Annotated in this window: 20 protein-coding genes; 11 read left to right on the plus strand and 9 right to left on the minus strand. The window is 60.8% G+C overall.

All coding sequences use genetic code 11. The features are described 5' to 3' along the window. Nucleotides 1-9 precede the first annotated feature (9 nt). From ACVWYF_RS03855 to coaD, 3 genes are all read left to right on the plus strand, one after another. The gene (locus ACVWYF_RS03855; protein WP_457064796.1) at nucleotides 10-522 is read left to right on the plus strand and encodes an NUDIX domain-containing protein; all 513 of its coding nucleotides are present in this window, start codon (nucleotides 10-12) and stop codon (nucleotides 520-522) included. A 128-nt stretch (nucleotides 523-650) separates the two neighbouring features. Further along, entirely contained in the window at nucleotides 651-1,523 is an 873-nt protein-coding gene (locus ACVWYF_RS03860; protein ID WP_457064798.1) for a DUF3822 family protein, read from the plus strand. A 101-nt stretch (nucleotides 1,524-1,624) separates the two neighbouring features. After that, the gene (gene coaD / locus ACVWYF_RS03865) at nucleotides 1,625-2,092 is read left to right on the plus strand and encodes a pantetheine-phosphate adenylyltransferase (protein WP_457064800.1); all 468 of its coding nucleotides are present in this window, start codon (nucleotides 1,625-1,627) and stop codon (nucleotides 2,090-2,092) included. Nucleotides 2,093-2,098: 6 nt separating this feature from the next. On the opposite strand, the gene ACVWYF_RS03870 is transcribed toward coaD, so the two are convergent. Together ACVWYF_RS03870 and ACVWYF_RS03875 are read right to left on the minus strand one after the other, a co-directional pair. Then, a complete protein-coding gene (locus ACVWYF_RS03870; protein ID WP_457064802.1) occupies nucleotides 2,099-2,569 on the minus strand; it encodes a hypothetical protein in 471 nt (156 codons plus the stop codon). Between the two features lie 37 nt (nucleotides 2,570-2,606). Continuing rightward, nucleotides 2,607-3,308: an NUDIX hydrolase gene (locus ACVWYF_RS03875; protein ID WP_457064804.1), complete on the minus strand. Its 702-nt coding sequence runs from the start codon at nucleotides 3,306-3,308 to the stop codon at nucleotides 2,607-2,609. Between the two features lie 138 nt (nucleotides 3,309-3,446). Here ACVWYF_RS03875 and ACVWYF_RS03880 point away from each other — a divergent pair, with 138 nt between their 5' ends. Next, nucleotides 3,447-3,950 (plus strand): metallophosphoesterase family protein, encoded by a 504-nt coding sequence (locus ACVWYF_RS03880; protein WP_457064806.1) that lies wholly within the window; start codon nucleotides 3,447-3,449, stop codon nucleotides 3,948-3,950. 162 nt (nucleotides 3,951-4,112) lie between these two features. Here ACVWYF_RS03880 and ACVWYF_RS03885 read toward each other — a convergent pair whose 3' ends face one another. Further along, a complete protein-coding gene (locus ACVWYF_RS03885) occupies nucleotides 4,113-4,418 on the minus strand; it encodes a hypothetical protein (RefSeq protein WP_457064808.1) in 306 nt (101 codons plus the stop codon). Nucleotides 4,419-4,628: 210 nt separating this feature from the next. On the opposite strand from ACVWYF_RS03885, the gene ACVWYF_RS03890 reads away from it, so the two are divergent. Beyond that, complete coding sequence (locus ACVWYF_RS03890) at nucleotides 4,629-5,684, plus strand: threonine aldolase family protein (protein WP_457064810.1); 1,056 nt, start codon at nucleotides 4,629-4,631, stop codon at nucleotides 5,682-5,684. Here the strand turns inward: ACVWYF_RS03890 and nhaA are convergent. Continuing rightward, nucleotides 5,681-6,868: a Na+/H+ antiporter NhaA gene (gene nhaA, locus ACVWYF_RS03895; RefSeq protein ID WP_457064812.1), complete on the minus strand. Its 1,188-nt coding sequence runs from the start codon at nucleotides 6,866-6,868 to the stop codon at nucleotides 5,681-5,683. The two genes, ACVWYF_RS03890 and nhaA, sit on opposite strands and share 4 nt — an antisense overlap. A 398-nt stretch (nucleotides 6,869-7,266) precedes the next feature. Here nhaA and ACVWYF_RS03900 point away from each other — a divergent pair, with 398 nt between their 5' ends. Together ACVWYF_RS03900 and ACVWYF_RS03905 are read left to right on the plus strand one after the other, a co-directional pair. Beyond that, entirely contained in the window at nucleotides 7,267-7,929 is a 663-nt protein-coding gene (locus ACVWYF_RS03900; protein WP_457064814.1) for a metallophosphoesterase family protein, read from the plus strand. A gap of 31 nt (nucleotides 7,930-7,960) precedes the next feature. After that, entirely contained in the window at nucleotides 7,961-8,593 is a 633-nt protein-coding gene (locus ACVWYF_RS03905) for a DNA-3-methyladenine glycosylase family protein (RefSeq protein WP_457064816.1), read from the plus strand. Between the two features lie 175 nt (nucleotides 8,594-8,768). On the opposite strand, the gene ACVWYF_RS03910 is transcribed toward ACVWYF_RS03905, so the two are convergent. Both ACVWYF_RS03910 and ACVWYF_RS03915 read right to left on the minus strand, forming a co-directional pair. After that, nucleotides 8,769-9,431, minus strand: a complete 663-nt coding sequence (locus tag ACVWYF_RS03910; protein ID WP_457064818.1) for a 2'-5' RNA ligase family protein — start codon at nucleotides 9,429-9,431, stop codon at nucleotides 8,769-8,771. 8 nt (nucleotides 9,432-9,439) lie between these two features. After that, a complete protein-coding gene (locus tag ACVWYF_RS03915; protein ID WP_457064820.1) occupies nucleotides 9,440-9,997 on the minus strand; it encodes a DUF1572 family protein in 558 nt (185 codons plus the stop codon). Nucleotides 9,998-10,153: 156 nt separating this feature from the next. Between ACVWYF_RS03915 and ACVWYF_RS03920 the strand changes: the two genes are divergently transcribed. Together ACVWYF_RS03920 and ACVWYF_RS03925 are read left to right on the plus strand one after the other, a co-directional pair. Continuing rightward, entirely contained in the window at nucleotides 10,154-12,868 is a 2,715-nt protein-coding gene (locus ACVWYF_RS03920; protein ID WP_457064822.1) for a hypothetical protein, read from the plus strand. Between the two features lie 148 nt (nucleotides 12,869-13,016). Next, a complete protein-coding gene (locus ACVWYF_RS03925) occupies nucleotides 13,017-14,927 on the plus strand; it encodes an ABC-F family ATP-binding cassette domain-containing protein (RefSeq protein ID WP_457064824.1) in 1,911 nt (636 codons plus the stop codon). Between the two features lie 131 nt (nucleotides 14,928-15,058). On the opposite strand, the gene ACVWYF_RS03930 is transcribed toward ACVWYF_RS03925, so the two are convergent. Both ACVWYF_RS03930 and ACVWYF_RS03935 read right to left on the minus strand, forming a co-directional pair. Then, nucleotides 15,059-15,373 (minus strand): hypothetical protein, encoded by a 315-nt coding sequence (locus tag ACVWYF_RS03930; RefSeq protein ID WP_457064826.1) that lies wholly within the window; start codon nucleotides 15,371-15,373, stop codon nucleotides 15,059-15,061. Beyond that, nucleotides 15,370-15,756: a hypothetical protein gene (locus ACVWYF_RS03935; RefSeq protein ID WP_457064828.1), complete on the minus strand. Its 387-nt coding sequence runs from the start codon at nucleotides 15,754-15,756 to the stop codon at nucleotides 15,370-15,372. Before ACVWYF_RS03935 ends, ACVWYF_RS03930 begins: the two co-directional genes overlap by 4 nt. A 160-nt stretch (nucleotides 15,757-15,916) precedes the next feature. On the opposite strand from ACVWYF_RS03935, the gene ACVWYF_RS03940 reads away from it, so the two are divergent. Next, entirely contained in the window at nucleotides 15,917-17,248 is a 1,332-nt protein-coding gene (locus ACVWYF_RS03940; protein WP_457064830.1) for a type IX secretion system plug protein, read from the plus strand. Between the two features lie 17 nt (nucleotides 17,249-17,265). Here ACVWYF_RS03940 and ACVWYF_RS03945 read toward each other — a convergent pair whose 3' ends face one another. Beyond that, nucleotides 17,266-18,144: a hypothetical protein gene (locus tag ACVWYF_RS03945; RefSeq protein WP_457064832.1), complete on the minus strand. Its 879-nt coding sequence runs from the start codon at nucleotides 18,142-18,144 to the stop codon at nucleotides 17,266-17,268. A gap of 264 nt (nucleotides 18,145-18,408) precedes the next feature. Here ACVWYF_RS03945 and ACVWYF_RS03950 point away from each other — a divergent pair, with 264 nt between their 5' ends. Next, on the plus strand, nucleotides 18,409-19,878 hold the full coding sequence (locus ACVWYF_RS03950) for a M48 family metalloprotease (RefSeq protein ID WP_457064834.1): 1,470 nt from the start codon (nucleotides 18,409-18,411) through the stop codon (nucleotides 19,876-19,878). Nucleotides 19,879-20,040: the final 162 nt, after the last annotated feature.

A 20,040-nucleotide genomic window follows, 5' to 3' on the forward strand; every position in this document is an offset into this window, starting at 1 on the left:
GCCTGAGCTATGTCCGATTTGCCCGATTCGCCGAATATTTCCCCCGCTACGCTGCTTCATGCATATTCTGGTAAAGTAAGGGTACGGGTGGGGGGGCTGCTGCTGCGCGATAGCGGGATGCTGCTGGCGGCCCACCGGGGCCTGCTGCCGAAGGACGCGCCGTTCTGGTCGCCGCCGGGTGGGGGCTGGCATTTTGGCGAAAGTCTGAAGGAAGCGCTGGTGAGGGAATTTCGGGAGGAAACCGGCCTGACGGTGCGTGTGGGGCGCTTTTTGCACCTGCACGAATTCAGCACCGATAAGCTCCAGGCCCTGGAGTTGTTCTTTGAAGTGGTGGCCGATGCCGACGCCCAGCCCACCCTGGGCCACGACCCCGAACACGCAGCCGACCACCAGCTGCTCACCGACCTGAGGTGGTTTACGCCCCGGCAACTCATGCAATTACCCCCGGCGCAGGTGCATCCGCTGCTGCGCATGGTGCTCAGCCCCGACGACCTGTTTGTGCCTCAGATACGCTTTGTCTGATTAATCCTGCGGAAATAAAGGCGAAACCAAGGCGGGAATTAGCGGGTCTGGTCCGTCCCGATTTTCGCGGCTTCCCCAAGCGCAGCCTTATCTTTAGCCCCGGCCGTTGGCCTGTTTAGCTTCGATTCGTGCCTGCTCCTACTCTTTCAGCTTCTTCTGCGTCGACGGCGTTGACGCCCCTGTTGCGCCTGCGCGACGAAACGTTCGACCCCGCCAACCTGGGGGCCTACAACCTGTACCTGATGGCCAGCCCGGCCCGCCTGCACTTGGCCGTAGCCGATGTAGAACGACGCAAATTCGTGGTGCTGGAGGATTACCAGCTGCCCGCCGGCGGCGTGCCGGCCCTGGCTGCCCAGCACGATTTCCTGGGCCTGCGGGGCTGGAACGCGGTGCGGCTGGCCGTCACGGGCCGGGCCTTCACGCTGCTACCGGCCCCGCTGTTCCGGGCCGGCGATGAGGCCGCGGCCCTGCGCCTGCACCACACCCCCACGCCCAGCGAAGTGGTGCGCCACACCACCCACCCCGGCCTGGAGCTGGTGAACGTATTTGCCGCCGACGCCCCCCTGGCCGAGTGGCTGACGGCCACGTACGGGGCCACCGGCCGCCTGCTGCACCACACCAGCGCCCTGCTAACCGGGCTGGTGCATCAGCGCGGCGCGGCGGCCCCTCGCCGGCTGTACCTCAACCCCGGCCCGCAGGAGTTGACGCTCGTAGTGCTGGGCCAGCACCTGGAATACTGCAACGTGTTCCCGTGCTCCACCGCCGAGGATGTGGTGTACTATACCATCCTCGTGATGCAGGAGCTGGCCCTCGACCCCGACCAGGACGACGTGACCGTATGGGGCGAGCTCATGCCCGATTCGGCCGTATTCAGCCTGCTGCGAACCTATGTGCGCAACGTGCATTTCGGCACCCGGCCCGGCAACGTGCAGTACAGCTACCGGCTCAACGACGTGTTTGAATACCGCTATTTCGACCTGTTCAGCCTGCACTTCGCGTAGGAAAGTTAAGAGCTAGGGGTTGAGAGTTAGGAGTTGTCATCATGTGGATTGGGAACCCCTAACTCTTAACATCTAACTATTAACTCTTAACTCCCCCTCAAATGCCCCGCATTGCCCTTTTCCCCGGCTCCTTCGACCCCTTCACCAATGGTCACCTCGACATTGTGCGGCGCGGGCTGGCGCTGTTCGACCACGTCATCATTGCCATCGGCACCAATAGCAGCAAGCAGCGCTACCTGCCGGTTGAGCAGATGCAGGGCCTGATTGCCGGGCTTTTTGAGAACGAGCCCCAGGTTTCGGTTCGCACTTTTAAAGGCCTCACGGCAGAATTTGCCCGCGAAACCGGGGCCGCATTCCTACTGCGCGGCTTGCGCAACAGCCCTGATTTTGAATACGAAAAGCCCATCGCCTATGGCAACCAACATATTAATGCCGGACTGGAAACGGTATTCCTACTGACCTCGCCCACGCTCGGGGCCATCAGCAGCACCATTATCCGGGATATCCACCGCTTCGGGGGCAATGTGGATGCGTTTCTGCCTTTTTCGCTGCCGCCCTTGCCGCAGTAGCTGCTTTTAGTTCTGGCTGAGGGCCAGCGCCAGCACCCGCAGGCCCATGAGCTGCATGGGGCGCTGGCGCTGGAAAAACGGCAGCACCAGGTATTCCGACGAGTTGAGCTGCAAGCCGCTACGCACCATTAGCTCATTTTCGTTGGTGCCCATCAGCAATAGCTCATTCACCCGGCGCGTGTGGGCATCAAAGGCCACCACGATATTCAGGCCCCGGCTCTGGAACAGCACGGTTGAATCCGGCTGCTCATCGGTGTGGATGGAAGGCACCCGCGTCGGGTCCAGCAGGGCATCCGGCACTGGCAGGCGCGGGCCTAGTATCTGGCCTATCTCGTCAATGGTGAGAGGCAGCAGGCCAGATACATTCAGCCGGGGCAGTTTCAGGGCCGCCGTGGCCACGGCGGGCGCGGCGCGGTCACGGGTAGGCTCGTGAGCGCCCGAACAGGCCCCCACCCCAACCATAAGTACCCCAATCAAAAGTGCCTGGAAATGACGCATCGTCCCACACGTACGGTTATTTACCCGTCGCTGGTTCTTTGGTGGGTTTGCCGGCCATCTCGCTCAGGTAGTGGCGCACCACCAGCGCAATGGAAGCGTAGGAATCTTCCAGCTTGGCCAGGGCTTCCTGGGGCGACATCCAGCGCACTTCCTCGATGTATTCCTCGGTCTGGGGCTTCATCAGGCTATCATCCAAGCACTTCATGAGGTACCAGCTGGTCTTTTTCAGCATTTTGTTGCCCTTGTAGGCGTAGCTGTGCCAGGTGCTCGGTAATTCTTCGCCGAGTTCTAGCTTGATGTTGGTTTCTTCCTCCACTTCGCGCAGGGCACCAGCGGCCTGGTCCTCGTCACTCTTGAGCTTGCCCTTGGGCAGGTCCCACTTGCCGAGGCGGTAAATCATCAGCACCTGGTCGCCTTTCACCACCAGCCCGCCGCCGGCTTTGGCGATTTTGAACTGGTCTTTAAAATGCAGGGTGATGAATTTTTTCTTTTTGACCAGCATAGTCAGCGACTTCAGCTTTTTCAGCTTTTTCACCTCCATCAGGCGCAGCAGACGGTCGATGAATAGCGGGCCGGCGTCGCGCACCAACACGTCCCCCACCAGGTCCTTCGACGTGAAATCATCGTCGGGGCTGAGAATGAGGTCAAATTTGTGTTTGTACACTTTTTCGCTGAGTTTCTTGATAACCAGCGGAATGTCGTTGATGAAAATGTTCATCGGAAGAAGCGAATTGAAAAAAGACTTCGGGCAAAAGCAAGCTACCGAAGTCAGGAAAAAAATCAGGAGTCTGGCCGGTGGCAGCGGCTGCAAGATACGGGACCGGACGGATTTGCCGGCCGCCCCCATCTTTGCGGCATGACGCACATTGGCCTGCTCTCCGACACCCACGGCTACCTCGACGAGCGAATTGCGCATCATCTGCGCGGCTGCGACGAAATATGGCACGCCGGCGATTTTGGCGATGCCCGCGTGGTGGACGAATTACAGGCGTTGGCGCCGCGCTTTCGGGGCGTGTACGGCAATATTGACGGCACGGACGTACGCCGCACCCAACCCCTGGTCCAAGACTTTGAAGTTGAGGGCCTGCGGGTCTTAATTACCCACATTGGCGGCTACCCGGGGCACTATGCGCCCGCTGCCCGGCCCTTGCTCGACAGCGTACGGCCGGGGCTGTTCATCACCGGGCATTCGCACATTTTGCGGGTGATGCCCGACCCGCGACGGCACCTGCTGCACCTGAACCCTGGCGCGGCCGGCCGGCACGGCTTCCACCAGATACGCACGCTGCTGCGCTTCGGCATTGAGGCCGGCAAGGTAGTGGACTTGCAGGCCGTGGAGTTGGGCAAGCGCGGCAGCTGAGGCCCGGTCCGGCATTGCCGCCCGCCATTGTGCTGGCTTTCAGCAAAGCCAACAAGCCCCGCGACCTGCAGAACAGGAAACGGGGCTTGTCGCATTTTTGGGCTGGCCTCTGAAACCGGCCGAATTGCTTCGGCCCCAAATTAATGGCCAGTGGAAATCTACTTACAGTGCAATCTCAGGCTTGGGGTGCTCGCCTTCCTGACCGTCGGCGTTCACCGGCTTGGTCACGGCATCGGCGGCATCGAAAGCGGCGGCGTTGTCGGCCGTTTCGTTGGTTTTAGCAGCCTTGGCGGCGGGAGCTTTGGCAGCAGGAGCAGCGGCACCGGGGGTGGTGAAACGCGACTTCAGCTCTTCCAGGTCCACGTTTTTCAGGACGGGCGTACGGAGCAACTCCTTGATAATGCTCTTCTTATTGTTGGCGCGGGCAATGTTCTTGCGGTGCTTGCGCTTGAGGCGGGTAACGGACATGGTGCCGGATTGGTTAAAGTCTAGGGGCTTACGAAACGGAGGGCAAAAGTAGGGCTTTCATTTTGAAAGTGCAAGCCCACAAGGCATTTTGCTGAATTACTGCGTATTCGGCAGGCAAGCGGCAAGGCAGTTTCGGGCGCTACTTTTGCCGCTGCTGCCGCGTGGTTGCGGCCTGGCATTTCCTTTTCCTTGCGTTCGTATTTTTCCATTATGGCTGCCGAAACCTCGCCTCTGCCTCTTATCGACCTTCGTTCCGATACCGTGACCCGCCCTACGCCCGCGATGCTGGCCGCCATGTGGGCCGCCCCCGTGGGCGACGACGTGTACGAAGAGGACCCCACCGTGCGCCGCCTCGAAGAAGCCGCCGCCGCCCGCTTCGGGCTGGAGGCCGGCCTGTTCTGTCCGTCGGGCACGATGACCAACCAGATTGCCATCAAAGCCCACACCGAGCCGCTGAGCGAGGTGATTTGCGAGCAGACGGCCCACGTTTACCTGTGGGAAGTGGGCGGCATTGCTTTCCATTCGGGCGCGTCGGTGGCGCTGCTGGCCGGCGACCGGGGCCGCCTCACGGCCGCGCAGGTGGAAGCCGCCATCCGGCCCGAAAACGTGCATTATCCCACCACCCGCCTCGTGTGCCTGGAAAACACGCACAACCGGGGCGGCGGCAGCTGCTACAGTTGGGACGACATGGCGGCCATTAGCGAAGTGGCCAAGCGGCACGGCCTGGCGCGGCACCTGGACGGCGCGCGCATCTTTAATGCGCTGGTGGCCACCGGGCAGCGCAGCGAGGATTACGGGCAGTTGTTCGACTCGATTTCGGTGTGTTTGAGCAAAGGGCTGGGCGCGCCGGTGGGCTCGGTACTGCTGGGCTCGAAGGCGTTTATTCAGAAGTGCAAGCGCATTCGCAAGGTGATGGGCGGCGGGTGGCGGCAGGCCGGCTACCTGGCCGCCGCCGGCCTATATGCGCTCGAAAACAACGTGGACCGGCTGGCCGACGACCACCGTCGCGCCGCCCAGCTGGCCGCCACCCTGCGCCTGCACCCCTACGTGGCCGAGGTGCTGAACCCGGAAACCAACCTCGTCATTTTCCGCCTGCACGACACGCAGCCCGCCGCCGATTTCCTGGCCGCGCTGGAAGCGCAGGGCATCCGGGCCAGCAGCTTCGGGCCGCAGTGGATTCGGTTTGTGACGCACCTGGACGTGGACGATGCCGGCCTGGCCCGCGTGGAAGCGGCGTTGCAGCTGGTAGCGCAGCAGCCGGCTTAGCCGGCTTGGGGTTTGGGTTCGGCTGCTGCCTCGGTGGTCGCTGCTGCTTCCACATTGCGGGAAAACCACAGAATTGCGGTTCCTACCAGGGCGGCGGCGGCCGAGCCGAGCAGCACGGCCAGCTTGGCCAGGTCGGCATCCTGCGCATCGGGGAAAGCCAGGGTGGCGATAAAGATGGCCATGGTGAAGCCGATGCCCGCCGTGAACCCCAGCCCGACCATGTGGTGCCAGTTGACCTGCGCGGGCAGCTGCGCCACGCCCAGACGCACCAGCAGCGCCACCACGCCCAAAATCCCCAGCGGCTTGCCCAGCAGCAGTCCCAGCCCAATGCCCAGGGCTACGGGCGAGCTGAGCACCGGCCCCAGGCCGCCAGTCAGCACAATGGCGGTGTTGCAGAGGGCAAACAGCGGCAGCAAAATGTAGTTGACGGGGCGCTGCAAGGCGTGCTCAATGCCTTCGACGCGCGGCAGCGGGATGGTGATGGCCAGCAGCACCCCCGCGGCCGTCGCATGAAAGCCCGATTTCAGCACGCAAAACCACAGCCCCACACCCAGCACCAAGTAGGGAGCCAGCCGCTGCACGTTGAATTTATTGAGCAGCAGCAGCACCGCAAAAATGCCTGCCGCACCGGCCAACCAGGGTAAATACAGGACGTCCGAATAAAACAGCGCAATGATGAGCACCGCTAACAGGTCGTCGATAATGGCCAGGGCGGTGAGAAAAATGCGCAGACTGGGCGGCACATTCCTGCCCAGCAAAGCCAGGATGCCCAACGAAAAAGCAATGTCGGTGGTGGTGGGAATGGCCCAGCCCAGCACCCCGGGCGTGCCGTGATTCAGGGCCAGGTGAATGAGGGCCGGCACGGCTACCCCGCCCCCGGCAGCCAGCGCGGGCAGCAGGGCCTGGCGCGGTTCCGATAGTTCGCCGTGCAGCACTTCGCGCTTAATTTCGAGCCCTACCAGCAGAAAGAATATGGCCATCAGGCCGTCGTTTATCCAATGTCCCACCGACTTTTCCAGCCAGCCGGGGCCAATGCGCAACTCCCACAACGACAGGTAGCGCGGCCCCTGGCTGCTGTTGCTGAGGAGCAGCGAAACAAGCGTGGCCAGAATAAGCAGCAAGCCCGCCAACCGGCTACTGTCGGAAAGCTCCCGGATGGGACGAAGAACGGGGCGCGCAGGCATGGCAAAACCAGAAAATAATACCCGATTAAAAGTATTAATTATATATAAATTTTTATATTTATTAATTACGAGTTTGCGGGACTTGTGGCTGGCCCGGGCGCGCACTTCTTTGCACCGGGTGGCCGGGGCGCGGCAGGTATATGGGCCTGCATCAGTTGGGTCGAACTTGGGTTGGCAGGACCCAAAACCACTTATTCCACGTTCTTTTGGAGCGGTTTCAGGGTCAGGGTTTGTGCTACTTTATTTTGCCCCCGAGGCAACGCTAAATAATCCAAGCTGCGGACCGCCAAACCGGGCTATTCATTTAGCCATAAGTAATTAGCATTCACAGAACTGGTATTTATTATCTCCAAAAAAATTGCAAACGTACTACTGGTTCCTGACTACCTACATCAACCATGAATCTATTCCTCATTGGCGATGTGCATGGGTGCTTTCACACGTTCAGCAAGCTGCTGGAACGCTGGAACCCGGCCGCCGACCACCTCATTCAGGTGGGCGATTTGGTGGACCGGGGTGCCCACATTCCCGAAACCGTGGAGTTGGCCCGCCAACTGAGTAAGCAATACCCGGACACGACTACCTTCCTGATGGGCAACCACGAGGATGCCATGCTGCACCACTTCGGCCCCCACGGCCCCTACCCCGGCTGGCTGAGTTGGGGCGGGCGCAGCACCACCGACCAGTATAAAGGCAAGCCCAAGCTGCTGGCCCGGCACCTGCCCTGGCTCGAACAGCGCCCACTGCTGTGGCAGAACGACCATGTGCTGGTGAGCCACGCCGGCCGGGCCGACATCCCGCTGGCCGAGGCCATGAACCGCGACAACCCCGACGGCATCTTGTGGCGGCGCGGGCCGTTGCGGCAGTTGCCGCAGCGGCAAGTAGTGGGCCACACGCCCACCGAAGCCGGCGAGCCGGTATTCGACCGCGCCACCAATACCTTGTACCTCGACACGGGGGCGGTGTACGGGCGCAACCTCACGGGCGTGCGCCTCTCTCCCACCGGCAACATGCTCGATATTATGCTGATTCCCGTTGACCCCGCCGACCTGCCAGGGTAAGCCCGCCCCCCCACCATTTACGCCCCGCTAAATGCTCAATCAAGCCGCCATCGAACATCTTTCGGCCGCCGACCCAACTCTGGGGGCTCTCATCGCCGCCGGGCGCGACATCCACCCGCGCCCCCACGAAGACCTGTATCTGGCCCTGCTGCGCGCCATCGTGAGCCAGCAGATTTCGACCAAAGCAGCGGCGGCCATCTGGAAGCGCTTCCAGGCGCTGTTTCCGCCCGAGGGCTACCCCGAGCCCCGCGAAGTGCTGGCCCTGAGCGAGGACGAGCTACGCGCTGCCGGCCTCTCGCGCCAGAAGGCCAGCTACCTCAAAGCCATTGCCGAGTACAACGAGCGCGGCCTGCTCGACTACGAACACCTCACCAGCCTATCGGAAGAGGCCTTCACCCTGCACCTCACCGCCATCAAAGGCGTGGGCCGCTGGACGGCCCAGATGCTGCAAATGTTCGCCCTCGACCAGCCCGATGTGTTTGCCGAAGGCGACTTGGGCGTGCAGAACGCCATGCGCAAGCACTACGGCCTGGCCGAAACCGGCCGCGCCCTGCAAAAACGCATGATTATTATTGCCGAGCCCTGGCGGCCCTACCGTTCGCTGGCCTGCAAGTACCTGTGGCAGAGCTTGGATAGCGGCACGCAGATTCCGCCGTCGGTGTAGGGGCAAAGTGAGTCAGGGCTAAATAGAGAACGTCATGCTGAGTGCAGCCCAAGCATCTCGCGTGTGGTAGTGAATCAATCGTTGAAACGATTTTGATTACTTCGGCACGCGAGATGCTTCGGCTGTGCTCAGATGGCGTTCTTAGTAATCTTAATTACAAGCCCCTGTTTAGCTCCTACTTTTCCTTAGATACCGCCTGCTCCGCTCCCAGTTCAAACGTTTCTTCCTGAAGAAATAAGTCGCCCTGCTGGCGCAGGATGGCGAGGTTGTTTATCTCAATTTTCAGGTTGTAGGTTTCCTCGTTGAGGAAGCTCAGGACCGGACCCAGCAGGTCGGGCGTGGTGTCGTGCAGGGCCAGGGAGATGTGCGGCAGCCAGCAATCGGGGCCGCTGAATTTATCGGTGCGCAGGCACAGCGGCGCGGTGGCCTCGATGATGCGGTGGTGCAGGGCATTGAGGGCATCGGAGCGCAGCACCGGGATGTAGATGACCGGCCGCTCGCCCGGAAACACGCCCAGCCCGGTGGTGAAGGCCGGAAAAGGCTCGGTGGTGGCGGCCACGTCGGCCAGCACTTCCTTCAGGACGGAAAGCTTCTGCACGCCGGCCAGCTGGTAGGTGAGGTGCGGGTCGGGGGTGGCCTGCACATCGTCGAGGCCGAATTTTTTCTCCAGCCGCTTGATGATGCGGTTGATGCGGGCCGCGTGGGGCGGGCTGAGCAGGGTGGTGATGGCAAGCATGTGGGGCGGGGGCCAATCGGTGTTTTCGGCGGGGCAGCCGGCCAGAAAATCGGGCTGAGTCGTCGGTATGCTGCTTACGGGAGTGCGGCCAAGTAGATGCACGGGCGGGCTTATTTACGGTTTTGCATGGTTTGATTGAACTGCTGGCTCTGCCCGCGCGGGATGCTCAGGGACTGAAAATCATCGCCCCGAATGATTTTGGCCAGCTGCACCAGCTGCCCTACGTGCGAAGCATAATGGGCCACCTGACGCTGCACGGCCTCCAGTACCGTGTGCGCCTCGCCCCGGATGGTGACGGTGCGCAGCATATCGGCAGGTTGCAGCTCACCCAGCAAATCGAGCAGAATGCTCCACGCGGCCTCCCACTCCTGCCGCAGCGCCGGGATGCCGGCCACGGCCCGGGGCTCCTCAAATTCCTGGTCGCGCTGGCGGGTGGGCTTTTCGCCGTCGGTGGTCAGAAAATCGGTGAACCGGGAACGCAGGTTGCCCACCATGTGCTGCACAATGACGGCGGCGCTGTTGCTGCCGGGCGCAGGCCGTTGAAGCCACTCGGCATCGCGGAGCTGGGCCAGGGCGCGGTCGGCCAGGGTTTTGTATTGCTGAAAGGTGTGGCGAAAGGAAGCCAGCAGGGCCGCGCTCAGGGCATCGGCAGAAGATGGGGTAGGCATAGCCTAAAAGTAATGAATCCGGCCGAAGCGACGGTAGCGCGACTGGTATTTTTAACCAGCCGGCCGGTCGGGAAACTGCGCCTTTTCATCGACTTGGCCAGCCAGGGCACAACCCTGACCAGGCCTATTTGCGTTATCCGCTTTCCGCCTGAAACCGTGTCTGAATTAGAACAACCCACCGCCCTTTCGCCGCTTTCCGCTTCCCCCGCGCCGGAAGTTCCCACGTCCCGGCCCCGCCGTTGGGTGTGGTGGCTGCTGGGCGTGGTGGGGCTGCTGCTGGGGCTCACCCTGGTGGCCCAACGGCTGCTCGACCCATGGCTGCGCCGCAAGCTGGAGCAGCAGGTGAGCACCCAAACCCACGGCCAATATCGCCTGCAAGTGGGCGCGCTGCACACCAGCCTGTGGCAGCGCGCCGTGCGCCTCAGCGGCCTGCGCCTGCGCCCCGCCGCCACCGTAGCCGATACGCTGCCCCGCGTCCGGCTCGATGTGGCGCAGCTTGATGTCACGGGCATTGGCCTGTTGGCGCTGCTGCGCAAAGGCGTGGTTCCCATCGATAGCGTGGTGCTGGATTCGGCCCGGCTTGATGTGCTGGCTTTGGCCCAAAAACCCACCCGAAACGCTGGCAAGCCGCTGCACGAGCAACTGCCGCTCAATCTCAAAGGCCTGAACATTGGTTACTTTGGCCTGCTGCACACCCGGGCCAGCTACCAGCCCGGCGGGGCGCAGGCCGCGCCCACGACCCGGTTCCGCCGCGCCGATTTGAGTGCGCAAAACCTGCTCATCAGCTCAGCCGGCGCGGCCGATTCGCAGCGCCTGGACTACGCCATTGGCTGGAATTTGCGGCTGCAACATGCGCAGGGGCAGGCAGCTGGCCACCGGCTGGCCGTGGCCGGGCTGACCGTTTCGACTGCCGACCAACTAATCCAGCTCGATTCCGGGCGGGTGCAGCCGCTGGGCACTACCAGCGCCGGCCAGCCCCGCGTCGATTTATTTTTGCCGCGCCTGCGCCTCACCGGGCTGCGGGCGGCGGCGTTGCAGCATCAGCACCGGTTCCGGGCCGATTCGCTGCTGATTCAACAACCACAGTTCACCGCCATTTTGCAGGCCAATCATTCGGCAGGAAAATCGAAGTCGGCAACTGATTATTTGAAAAGCCTGGATTTGGCGCACCTGGCCGTGCAGGGCGGCTACTTACACCTAACCGGCGCGGCTTCTGACCCCACCATCCACGGCCTGGCAGTGGCGGGCACGGCCCTTCATTTCGATTCGGTAAATGCGCCCGATGCGCAACAGGTTTTTTTCGCCAAAGCCTGGGAAGTGGCTCTGGGCCGCAGCCAAGCCACCGTGGCGGCGCACGCGCTAGCGCTGGGCAGCCTGCATTTGTCGACTTCGGCGGGCACGTTTTCGGTGCGCTCGGTACGGATTCGGCCGCCCGCGCCGGGGCAGGGCAAGCCTGGTGGCGTGCGCGTCGACCTCACGTTGCCTGGCTTGGCACTGACCGGGCTCGATGCCAAGGCGCTGCAACAAAAGCACCTCAAGGCCCAAAGCCTGGTGCTGGACCGGCCCGACCTCGACTTTACGCCGCCCGTGCAGCCGCCCCCACCCTTCTGGAAGCTACTGTCGAAGCAACTGCGGCGCTCCGATGTGGCTGTGGTGCGCGTGAACCACGCCGACGTGCGCTTTGGCCGCTGGCGCCACGCACCCCAAGTGCGCGACCTGAACGCGACGGGTACCGCCATCCGCATCGACTCGGCGGCCAATGCCGACCCCGGTCGCATTGCCTACGCCCGCGCCTGGCTGCTGAATACGGGCCGCCTTTCCGCGCCTTTCGACCCACCCTTTTACCAGGCCAGCAGCGCGCATGTGCATCTCGATACCAATGCCCAGCAGTTGGTATTCAACGACATGCTGCTTCATCCCCAGTTTTCGCCCATCGGCATGAACCTGCACAAGGGCTACCAGGCCCCGGCCGTCACCATCAAAGTGAAGGCCCTGAACCTGACCGGGCTCGCTTTCAAGGGCCTGGTCGACCACGGCGATTTCCGCCTGAAGCGCGTCACCGTGCAAAGTCCCGTCGTTACCATCGCCTCTGACGGCCGGGGTCCCATCAACCCGAACCGCTCCAAAATCTCGCCCGAGGAAATGCTCAACCTCCCCGTAATCGTCGATGTGCCCCGGCTCGACCTCGTGAATGGCAACATCTACACCACCTACCGCAGCCCGCTCACGCCCCTCGCCGGCACCATGAACATCAACCGCTTCAACGGCACGTTCTACAACCTGAGCAACGACCGCCGGCACCAGACCGCCACCCGGCCCCTCACCGGCAAGGCCAGCACTTACCTCCAGAATCAGTGCCGGCTCGATGCTCAGGTGTCCATGTATTTGCTCGACCCGAAGGGCCGGCACCGCATATGGGGCGCGTTCGGCCCCGGCCCGTTTGCCATGCTCAATTCCATGACCGTGCCCACTAAGCTGGTCGAATTCAAGAGCGGCAATGTGCAGCGCATCCGATTCGATATGCAGGTAGACCGCCAGGGCTCCACCGGCACTATGCGAACCGAATACACTGATTTACAGCTGAAACTGCTCGGATACAAGGACGAGGAAGTGAAGAAAAAGCTCCTTAAGAACATCATCTCCAAAGCCGTCAATGTCATCGTGATTCGGGACCAGAACCCGCGCAAGCGCGGCGAGCTGGTGACCGGCGAAATGAAAAGCACCCGCGAGCCGCGCTTTTCAGTGTTCGCGCTCTGGCGGCAGGGCGTGATAAGCGGCCTGTTCAACAACGTGGGCGTGCCCCAGAAAATCGCCCAGAAGCTGAGCGAAGCCCAGGACCAGGCCCCGCTGCCGAAAGGTTCGACCAAATAGGTGGGCAGCCCGCGCTGATGCCCAAAACGCACGGTTCAGTTCTTCACTTTCCGGTCCCGTTCAGCGGTTGCACAATCAGGTAACACGGTTTTTTAGTCGACGGCCCGGCCATCGGCCGTACCTTTGTGCCCGAATACCCCGCGACCCCATGATTTCAATCTCCGACCTCGACTTCCACTTCGGTTCCCGTGCGCTGTACGACAACGCCAGCCTGCACATCAAACCCAAGGATAAAATCGGCCTTATCGGCCTCAACGGTACCGGTAAGTCTACCCTGCTGCGCCTGCTGGTGGGCGAGTATAAGGCCGACGGCGGCACGATTTCGATGAGTAAGGAGGTGAGCCTGGGCTTCCTGAACCAGGATTTGCTGAGCTACGACACGCACGAAAGCATTCTGCACGTCGCCATGCAGGCTTTTGAAGAAGCGCTGGAATTGCAGAAGAAAATCGACGACATTCTGGTGCTCTTCGAAACCGATTATTCGGATGACTTGATTGACAAGCTGGCCACCATGCAGGAGCGGTTTGAAGCGCTGGGCGGCTACACCATGCAGGCCCGCGCCGAGGAAATACTGGAAGGTCTGGGCTTCTCGACCGAAGAGCTATCCAAGCCGCTGAAAAGCTTCTCGGGCGGCTGGCGGATGCGCGTGATGCTTGCCAAAATCCTGCTTCAGCAGCCTTCCCTGCTGCTGCTGGACGAACCAACCAACCACCTGGACTTGCCAAGTATCAAGTGGATTGAGAATTACCTGGCCGACTACGAAGGTGCCGTCATCATCGTGAGCCACGACCGGGCTTTCCTCGACCGTACCACCAATACTACGGTGGAAGTAATCGGCGGCAAGCTGGTGCCCTACGCCGGCAACTACAGCTATTACCTGGAGGAAAAGGTGGAGCGCAACCTCATCCAGAAAGGCGCTTTTGAGAACCAGCAGGCCCAGATTCGGCAGGCCGAGAAATTCATCGAGCGCTTCAAGGCCAAGGCCAGCAAGGCCAAGCAGGCCCAGAGTCGTGTGAAGGCCTTGGACAAGATGGAACGCATTGACGATGTGGCCCAGGACGCGGCCAAAATCAACATGAAGTTCACCTTCAAAGTCGAGCCCGGCCGCCACATCCTGCGCATGGAGCACGTCACGAAGAAGTATGACCAGAAGCTGATTTTCCGCGACACGAACGTACACATCGAGCGGGGCGACAAAATCGCGCTAATCGGGGCCAACGGCAAGGGCAAATCGACGCTGATGCGCCTCGTGGCGGGCACCGAAGCGCCCACCAACGGCAAGCACCAGCTGGGCCACAACGTGATTATGTCGTTCTACGCCCAGCACCAACTGGAGTCGCTGACGCTGGATAACGAGATATTGCAGGAGATGAGCGAGGCCGGCTCGAAGCGCAACGACATGGAATTGCGCTCAGTACTGGGCTCGTTCCTGTTCACGGGTGAGGAGGTTTTCAAGAAAATCAAAGTCCTCAGCGGCGGCGAAAAAAGTCGCGTGGCCCTGGCCAAAACCTTGATTTCGGAAGCCAACTTCCTGCTGCTTGACGAACCGACCAACCACTTGGATATGGTGTCGGTAAACATCCTGATTCAGGCGCTGGAGCAGTACCAAGGCACGTTCATCGTCATCAGTCACGACCGGTTCTTCGTGGAGAACGTGGCCACTAAAATCTGGTACATCGAGGATTTCCAGCTGAAAGAGTACCCCGGCACCTACGCCGAGTACGAAACCTGGATGGAGGACCGCGAGAAAGCCGCCAAAAAAGCCGGCCTGCCCAGCCCCTCGGCCCCCAAGCCCCAGCCTAAAGAGGAGAAAAAAGCCGATGCCGCCCCGGCCAAAACCTCCTCACCCGACCAGAAAAAGGCCCTTAAAGAGCTGGCCGAAGTAGAAGCTAAAATCGATACGCTGGAAAAGGAATTAGCTGGCTACGAAAAGGAATTGGCCGACCCTAAAATTTATCAGAACACTGCCCTACTAAAAGACACTACGGTGAAATTCGAGCAGGTGAAAAAGGAATTAGCCCAGCTGAATGACCGGTGGGAAATGCTGGCCGAAGTGTAATTCACCCCGCGCTTAAAACCGAAAGCCTCTCCGGAAGCAATTGCTTCGGGAGAGGCTTTTTTTATGGGCAATGGTTTTACTATTCGCTGTGTCCTGCGGGAATTGTTACATAGGTATTACTATGGCTATTTTTATCTCATCCACCCTTCTATGATGTAGTTCCTTTCTGTGATTTTATACGCTCGCTTTCCACCCGAAGGCTGGAACCACAATTCAATTCTACTACCGTATTTATCTCCCCATGAACCTTCATAAATCGTAAACTCCCCTTCGAATATTCGGGGCTCAATTTTATCAATGACAACTTTTGATTTTTCTTTCATTCGTTCTCCTGAAAGTTGGTCGTTTGAATTTATTTCAAATGCCTTAATATACAAATACCCTGTTTCAGTTGGACGGTAATCAGCATAGTATTTATAAATCCCCCGCTGAGAATAGTTTGTCAAAATAAAATTGTTTTTTCATAATCTTTTCGCGTAGGCATTGAATCAAGTGGACTTGAAAATCTCACATCCTTTGGAATTTCTTTACGTGCTCCGTAATAGTCTGGCGGAGAGTAAGTGAAAATGATAGGGGCAGAATAAAAAACCAATGCAGCAAAGCCTAGTTGGGGAAACACAAAATACCATCTCCGCTGAACAACTTGAACAATACTTGAGATAATTGTTCCAAAAACATTTACCAAAAGAATCAGTAGTGAAAAATCAATAATCCAATCCCGCTCAAAAAGAGTCCCAAGCAGAAACACTCCAATTACAAGCAAATTAACTGTAACCGGAATCCACCAAATTGTAAAATAATTTTTTACATATCCGAATACTTTTTTCATTTCGATTATAGGCTATTTAGATACGCTCTCCAGCTCCGCTAATAACAGCTACCTATTCCGGTACGCAAGGTAATAGCGGGTAGCGCATCAAAACGAACGGCTGCCCGCCAGCAAGGTAAGGTAAGGCAAACAAGCGTACTCCGGCCGTAACTTTCGCCCCATGCGCCTCCTTCCCCTAGCCTCCCTCCTCCTACTCGCTACCGCCTGCGTGCCGCTCGGTACGCCCATCACCAGTACCACGCCCGGCACCCAGAAGCCGCCCGAATACTACGCCGACCGCACCCTGCGCTACCAGGACTACACCTACGCGCCCGACGTGCGCAGCGTACAGTGCTACGTGAACACCGGCCAGCCCAACGAGGTATTGCAGCCGCCAGTGGTGCCGCTGGGCCAGAGCCCGAGCATCCTGCTGGAGTTTGATGTGCTGGGCCAGCAGAGCCAGCGCTACACCGCCAAGCTCATTCATTGCGACGTGGACTGGCAGCCCTCGGTACTGACGGATATGCAGTTTCTGAGCGAAATCAACGAGTTTCTCATCACCGATTACCGGGTGGGCACGGGCACCAAGGTGCCATATTATCACTACCGGCTGCGCGCCCCGCAGGTGAAACTGAGCGGCAACTACCTGCTGGTGGTGCAAAGCACGGGCGGCGTCCCCGTGGTATCGCGCCGGCTGCTGGTGTACGAGAATCAGGTGAATGTGGGCCTGGCCCCGGGTATCGTCATTGGCGGGCAGGAGCGGTTCACCATGCAGCAGCTCGATTTCAGCGTGGGCTACGGCACCGTGGATTTGGTGAACCCCGCCGTGGAGGTGAAGGTGGTGCTACGCCAGAATTTCCGCTGGGACAACGCCAAGTACAACCTGCACCCCACCTTCGTGCGCGACGCCGAGCGCCGCCTCGATTACCAGTATTTCAACTTCGAGAATGCCTTTCCCGGCCTGAGCGAGTACCGGTACTTCGATACTCGCTCCATCCAGACGGTGGGCATTGGCGTGCTGCACGTGGACCCGCGCGCCACGCCCGCCACCACGGTGCAGCTGCAGCCCGAGGTGTCGCGCAGCCAAACGGCCTACAACCAATACGTGGATTCCAACGGCCAGCGCGTGTTCGAGAGCCGCGAATACGGCCGCGGAGACACCAATGCTGACTACGCCGACGTGCAGTTCCAGCTAAAGACCCCGCAGCCCGCGCCCGGCCCGGTCTACGTGTTCGGAGCCCTCACGGACTGGCAGCTGAAGGACGAGTTCAAGCTGGCTTACGATGAAGCGCAGCAGCTTTACACCGGCCACGCCCTGCTCAAGCAAGGCTACTACAACTACGATTTTGCCGTGGCCGGGGCCACCGGCAAGGCTCCCAACGAAGTTTACTTCGAGGGCACGCACTACGAAACCGAAAACCAGTACGACCTGCTGGTGTACTACCGCCCGCCCGGAACCCGCGCCGACCTGCTCATCGGCTACAAAGCCGTGGACATGAACAGCCGGCAGTAGCCACCCGGCGCAGGGCGCTACTTGCCGCTGAGCTGCACACTGGTTTTCAGGGAAATGCTCTCGCCGGCGTAGGCACCGCCACCCTGGCCGCCGCGCATTCCGCCGCCACCGCCCCGCATGCCCCCGCCGCGCATTCCGCCCCCGCCGCCGGGCATCCCGCCGCGCATTCCTATGCCGTCCTGGCCGCTATTCATTACGCTGCCACCGGGACTGGCCACGGACGGGTTCCACTTGTTGCCGGCAATGGTGATGCCCACAACGGCCGGCCGGCCGCCGGCCAGCGCGGGCAGCTTGCGGTAGAGCAGGCGCAAAGGCACCGCTAGCTCATAAATCAGGTCTTCCTGCGCATCCACGGCCAAGGCGGCTTTCACACCGAGCTGCGACTGGGCATCGGTGAGGGTGGGTTCCTTGTTGCCTTTGTAGTTGAGGAGCTCCATCTCACGCATATTGGCAAGCACCCGGGCCATGCGCTCGTGCCGGGAGGCCTGGCGGTCGGCGGGCGAGTCGGCCGCATTATCGGGCTGCTGGTCGCCGCCTGCGGCCCCACCGCGCCCGGCCAGGGGGCCGCCCAATGGGAAACGCACCCCAAACTGGTGCTGGTTGCGGCCCGTGGTATCGAGCCAGACGGTGAGGCCCAGCCGCACGATTTTGGCCTGAGTAGTGGGGTCGGCGGCTTTGATGCGCAGGTACACCGCGCGGCCGTCGTTCAATACCTGATATTGCAGCTTGCTGGAAGGGTCGTAGTGCAGCGAGTCGGTCCACTCCGTCGCCCGGCCGTCGACGACCGGCGGCGCGGGGGCAAACCGGCTGGCACTGCTGGCCGTGGGCTGGCGGCTGCACGCCAGAAACAAAAAAGCTGCGGGCAGCCACACAGGCCACGAACGGGGAAGCGTCATCACGAAATTTGAAATACAACCAGGCAAAATCAGCCGCAATGTTGCTGGGTATTGCGTGTGTTTTGGGTGAATGTGACTGGGTTGGCGGCAAACTGGCAGGGAAATGGCATAACCCCGGCGGAGCTTGGCGCGGCCGGCTCTGCTGCAAAGCTAGCCGCCGCTCCCCTCAGGCCCAACCGTAGCGCGGCGTAACCGCATTTGCCTTGCCGCCGTTGCAAGCCCATCCGTTGCCCTTCACCGGTAAATTCCGCTTTATTTATTCCCATGAATCTTTCGCTTCTTCCTTCTTTGCGCACCGGCACGCTGCTGTCGCTGCTGCTGCCGTTGGCCAGCTCGTCCAGCATCACCGATTGGGCGGCCCGCCGGCCGGCCACTGCTTCCGCCGTGGCCGCTCCTGCCGCCCGCCCGCTGCAAGGGGCCAAGCCCGACCCGGCCGTTATCGCCCAGTTTGGCCTGTATAACAACGCCAAGCTGCAACAGCTCATCACGGCCCGGGGCAAGGCCATGGCGGCCGTCTCCGACCGCCCCGGCGACTACGGCTTCACGGTCGTGGACTCGCCCATCATCAACGCCTTCGCCACGCCCGACGGCCACGTCTATTTCACGCGCGGCATCATGGCGTACTTCAATGACGAAGCCCAGTTCTCCGGTGTGCTCGGCCACGAGCTGGGCCACATCACCGCCCAGCACGGCAAAAAGCAGCAAACACGCAGCACCATTGCCGGCATTGGCATGCTGCTGGGCTCGGTGCTGGCCCCGCGCGTAATGGAGTCCGTCGGCGGCGTGGCGCAGCAGGTGGTGGGTCTGGGCATGCTGAAGTACAGCCGCAATGATGAGAACGAGGCCGACGGCCTTGGCGTGAAATACTCCACCAAAATCGGCTACGACGCCAGCCACATGGCCGATTTTTTCCAGACGCTGGAGCGCACCGAAGCCCAAAGCGGCAGCAGCGTGCCTACTTTCCTGAGCACCCACCCCAATTCGGCCGACCGCTACACCCGCGTGAAGCAGCTGGCGGCTCAGGCCAAGCAGAGCGCCGGCCGCACCACCTTCGCCGTGAACCGCGACGCGTACCTGCGTTCCATCGAGGGCCTGACTTTTGGCGAAGACCCGCGCCAGGGCTTCGTGGAAAGCGGCGTGTTCTACCACCCCGATTTGAAGTTCCGCTTCCCCATTCCCTCGGGCTGGAAATCGCAGAACTCCCCCGACAAATTCGAGATGGCCGAGCCCAACGGCAAAGCCCTGTTAGTATTCCTGGGAGTCGGCGGCTCTTCGCTGGATGAGGCCGGCCAGAGCCTTGCCAAGTCCATCGGCCTGGCCTCGGCCAACGCCAGCAAGACCACCATCAACGGCTTCCCCGCCCTCGTATTTGAAGGCGACCAGCAGGCCACCGACCAAAGCAGCACGCCCGCCCACGTCCTGGCCCAGCTCATTCAGGACGGCAAGAGCATCTACGCCTTCGTGGGCTTGGCCGCGCCGGCTTCGTTCAGCGCCTACGCGCCGCAGTTTCAGCAGGCCGCCCAGGGCTACGCCCGCCTCACCGAGGCCAGCAAGCTCAACCGCCAGCCCGAGCACATCCACATCCGCACCGCCACCGGCACCCAGACGCTGGCCTCGGCCCTGGCATCGGCCGGTGTTCCCTCGAAGCGCTACGAAGAGTTAGCCATCGTCAATGGCATGAAAACCACTGACAAGCTACCGAAGGGCATGCTGTATAAAGTGGTGGGCAAATAGACCACGGATTCGCTCGGATTTTTCGGATTTAGCTTCGCTGTCCTTCGGTTCACGGATTTTGTGGACGATTATTATCCTTCATACGAAGTCCGACACGGTCCATCAGAAAAACAAAAAGGCTTGCCAGTTGGCAAGCCTTTTTTGGTAACATTCAGCGCCCAC

It is taken from the genome of Hymenobacter sp. UYAg731, from assembly GCF_054061335.1.

Excerpts from the sequence above, each read along its gene's own strand:
- ACVWYF_RS03945 (WP_457064832.1), bottom strand. The coding sequence starts at position 18,144 with ATGACGCTTCCCCGTTCGTGGCCTGTGTGGCTGCCCGCAGCTTTTTTG.
- nhaA (WP_457064812.1), bottom strand. The coding sequence starts at position 6,868 with ATGCCTGCGCGCCCCGTTCTTCGTCCCATCCGGGAGCTTTCCGACAGT.
- ACVWYF_RS03940 (WP_457064830.1), top strand. The coding sequence starts at position 15,917 with ATGCGCCTCCTTCCCCTAGCCTCCCTCCTCCTACTCGCTACCGCCTGC.
- ACVWYF_RS03925 (WP_457064824.1), top strand. The coding sequence starts at position 13,017 with ATGATTTCAATCTCCGACCTCGACTTCCACTTCGGTTCCCGTGCGCTG.
- ACVWYF_RS03905 (WP_457064816.1), top strand. The coding sequence starts at position 7,961 with ATGCTCAATCAAGCCGCCATCGAACATCTTTCGGCCGCCGACCCAACT.
- ACVWYF_RS03885 (WP_457064808.1), bottom strand. The coding sequence starts at position 4,418 with ATGTCCGTTACCCGCCTCAAGCGCAAGCACCGCAAGAACATTGCCCGC.
- ACVWYF_RS03890 (WP_457064810.1), top strand. The coding sequence starts at position 4,629 with ATGGCTGCCGAAACCTCGCCTCTGCCTCTTATCGACCTTCGTTCCGAT.
- ACVWYF_RS03880 (WP_457064806.1), top strand. The coding sequence starts at position 3,447 with ATGACGCACATTGGCCTGCTCTCCGACACCCACGGCTACCTCGACGAG.
- ACVWYF_RS03915 (WP_457064820.1), bottom strand. The coding sequence starts at position 9,997 with ATGCCTACCCCATCTTCTGCCGATGCCCTGAGCGCGGCCCTGCTGGCT.
- ACVWYF_RS03855 (WP_457064796.1), top strand. The coding sequence starts at position 10 with ATGTCCGATTTGCCCGATTCGCCGAATATTTCCCCCGCTACGCTGCTT.
- ACVWYF_RS03935 (WP_457064828.1), bottom strand. The coding sequence starts at position 15,756 with ATGAAAAAAGTATTCGGATATGTAAAAAATTATTTTACAATTTGGTGG.
- ACVWYF_RS03900 (WP_457064814.1), top strand. The coding sequence starts at position 7,267 with ATGAATCTATTCCTCATTGGCGATGTGCATGGGTGCTTTCACACGTTC.
- coaD (WP_457064800.1), top strand. The coding sequence starts at position 1,625 with ATGCCCCGCATTGCCCTTTTCCCCGGCTCCTTCGACCCCTTCACCAAT.
- ACVWYF_RS03875 (WP_457064804.1), bottom strand. The coding sequence starts at position 3,308 with ATGAACATTTTCATCAACGACATTCCGCTGGTTATCAAGAAACTCAGC.
- ACVWYF_RS03950 (WP_457064834.1), top strand. The coding sequence starts at position 18,409 with ATGAATCTTTCGCTTCTTCCTTCTTTGCGCACCGGCACGCTGCTGTCG.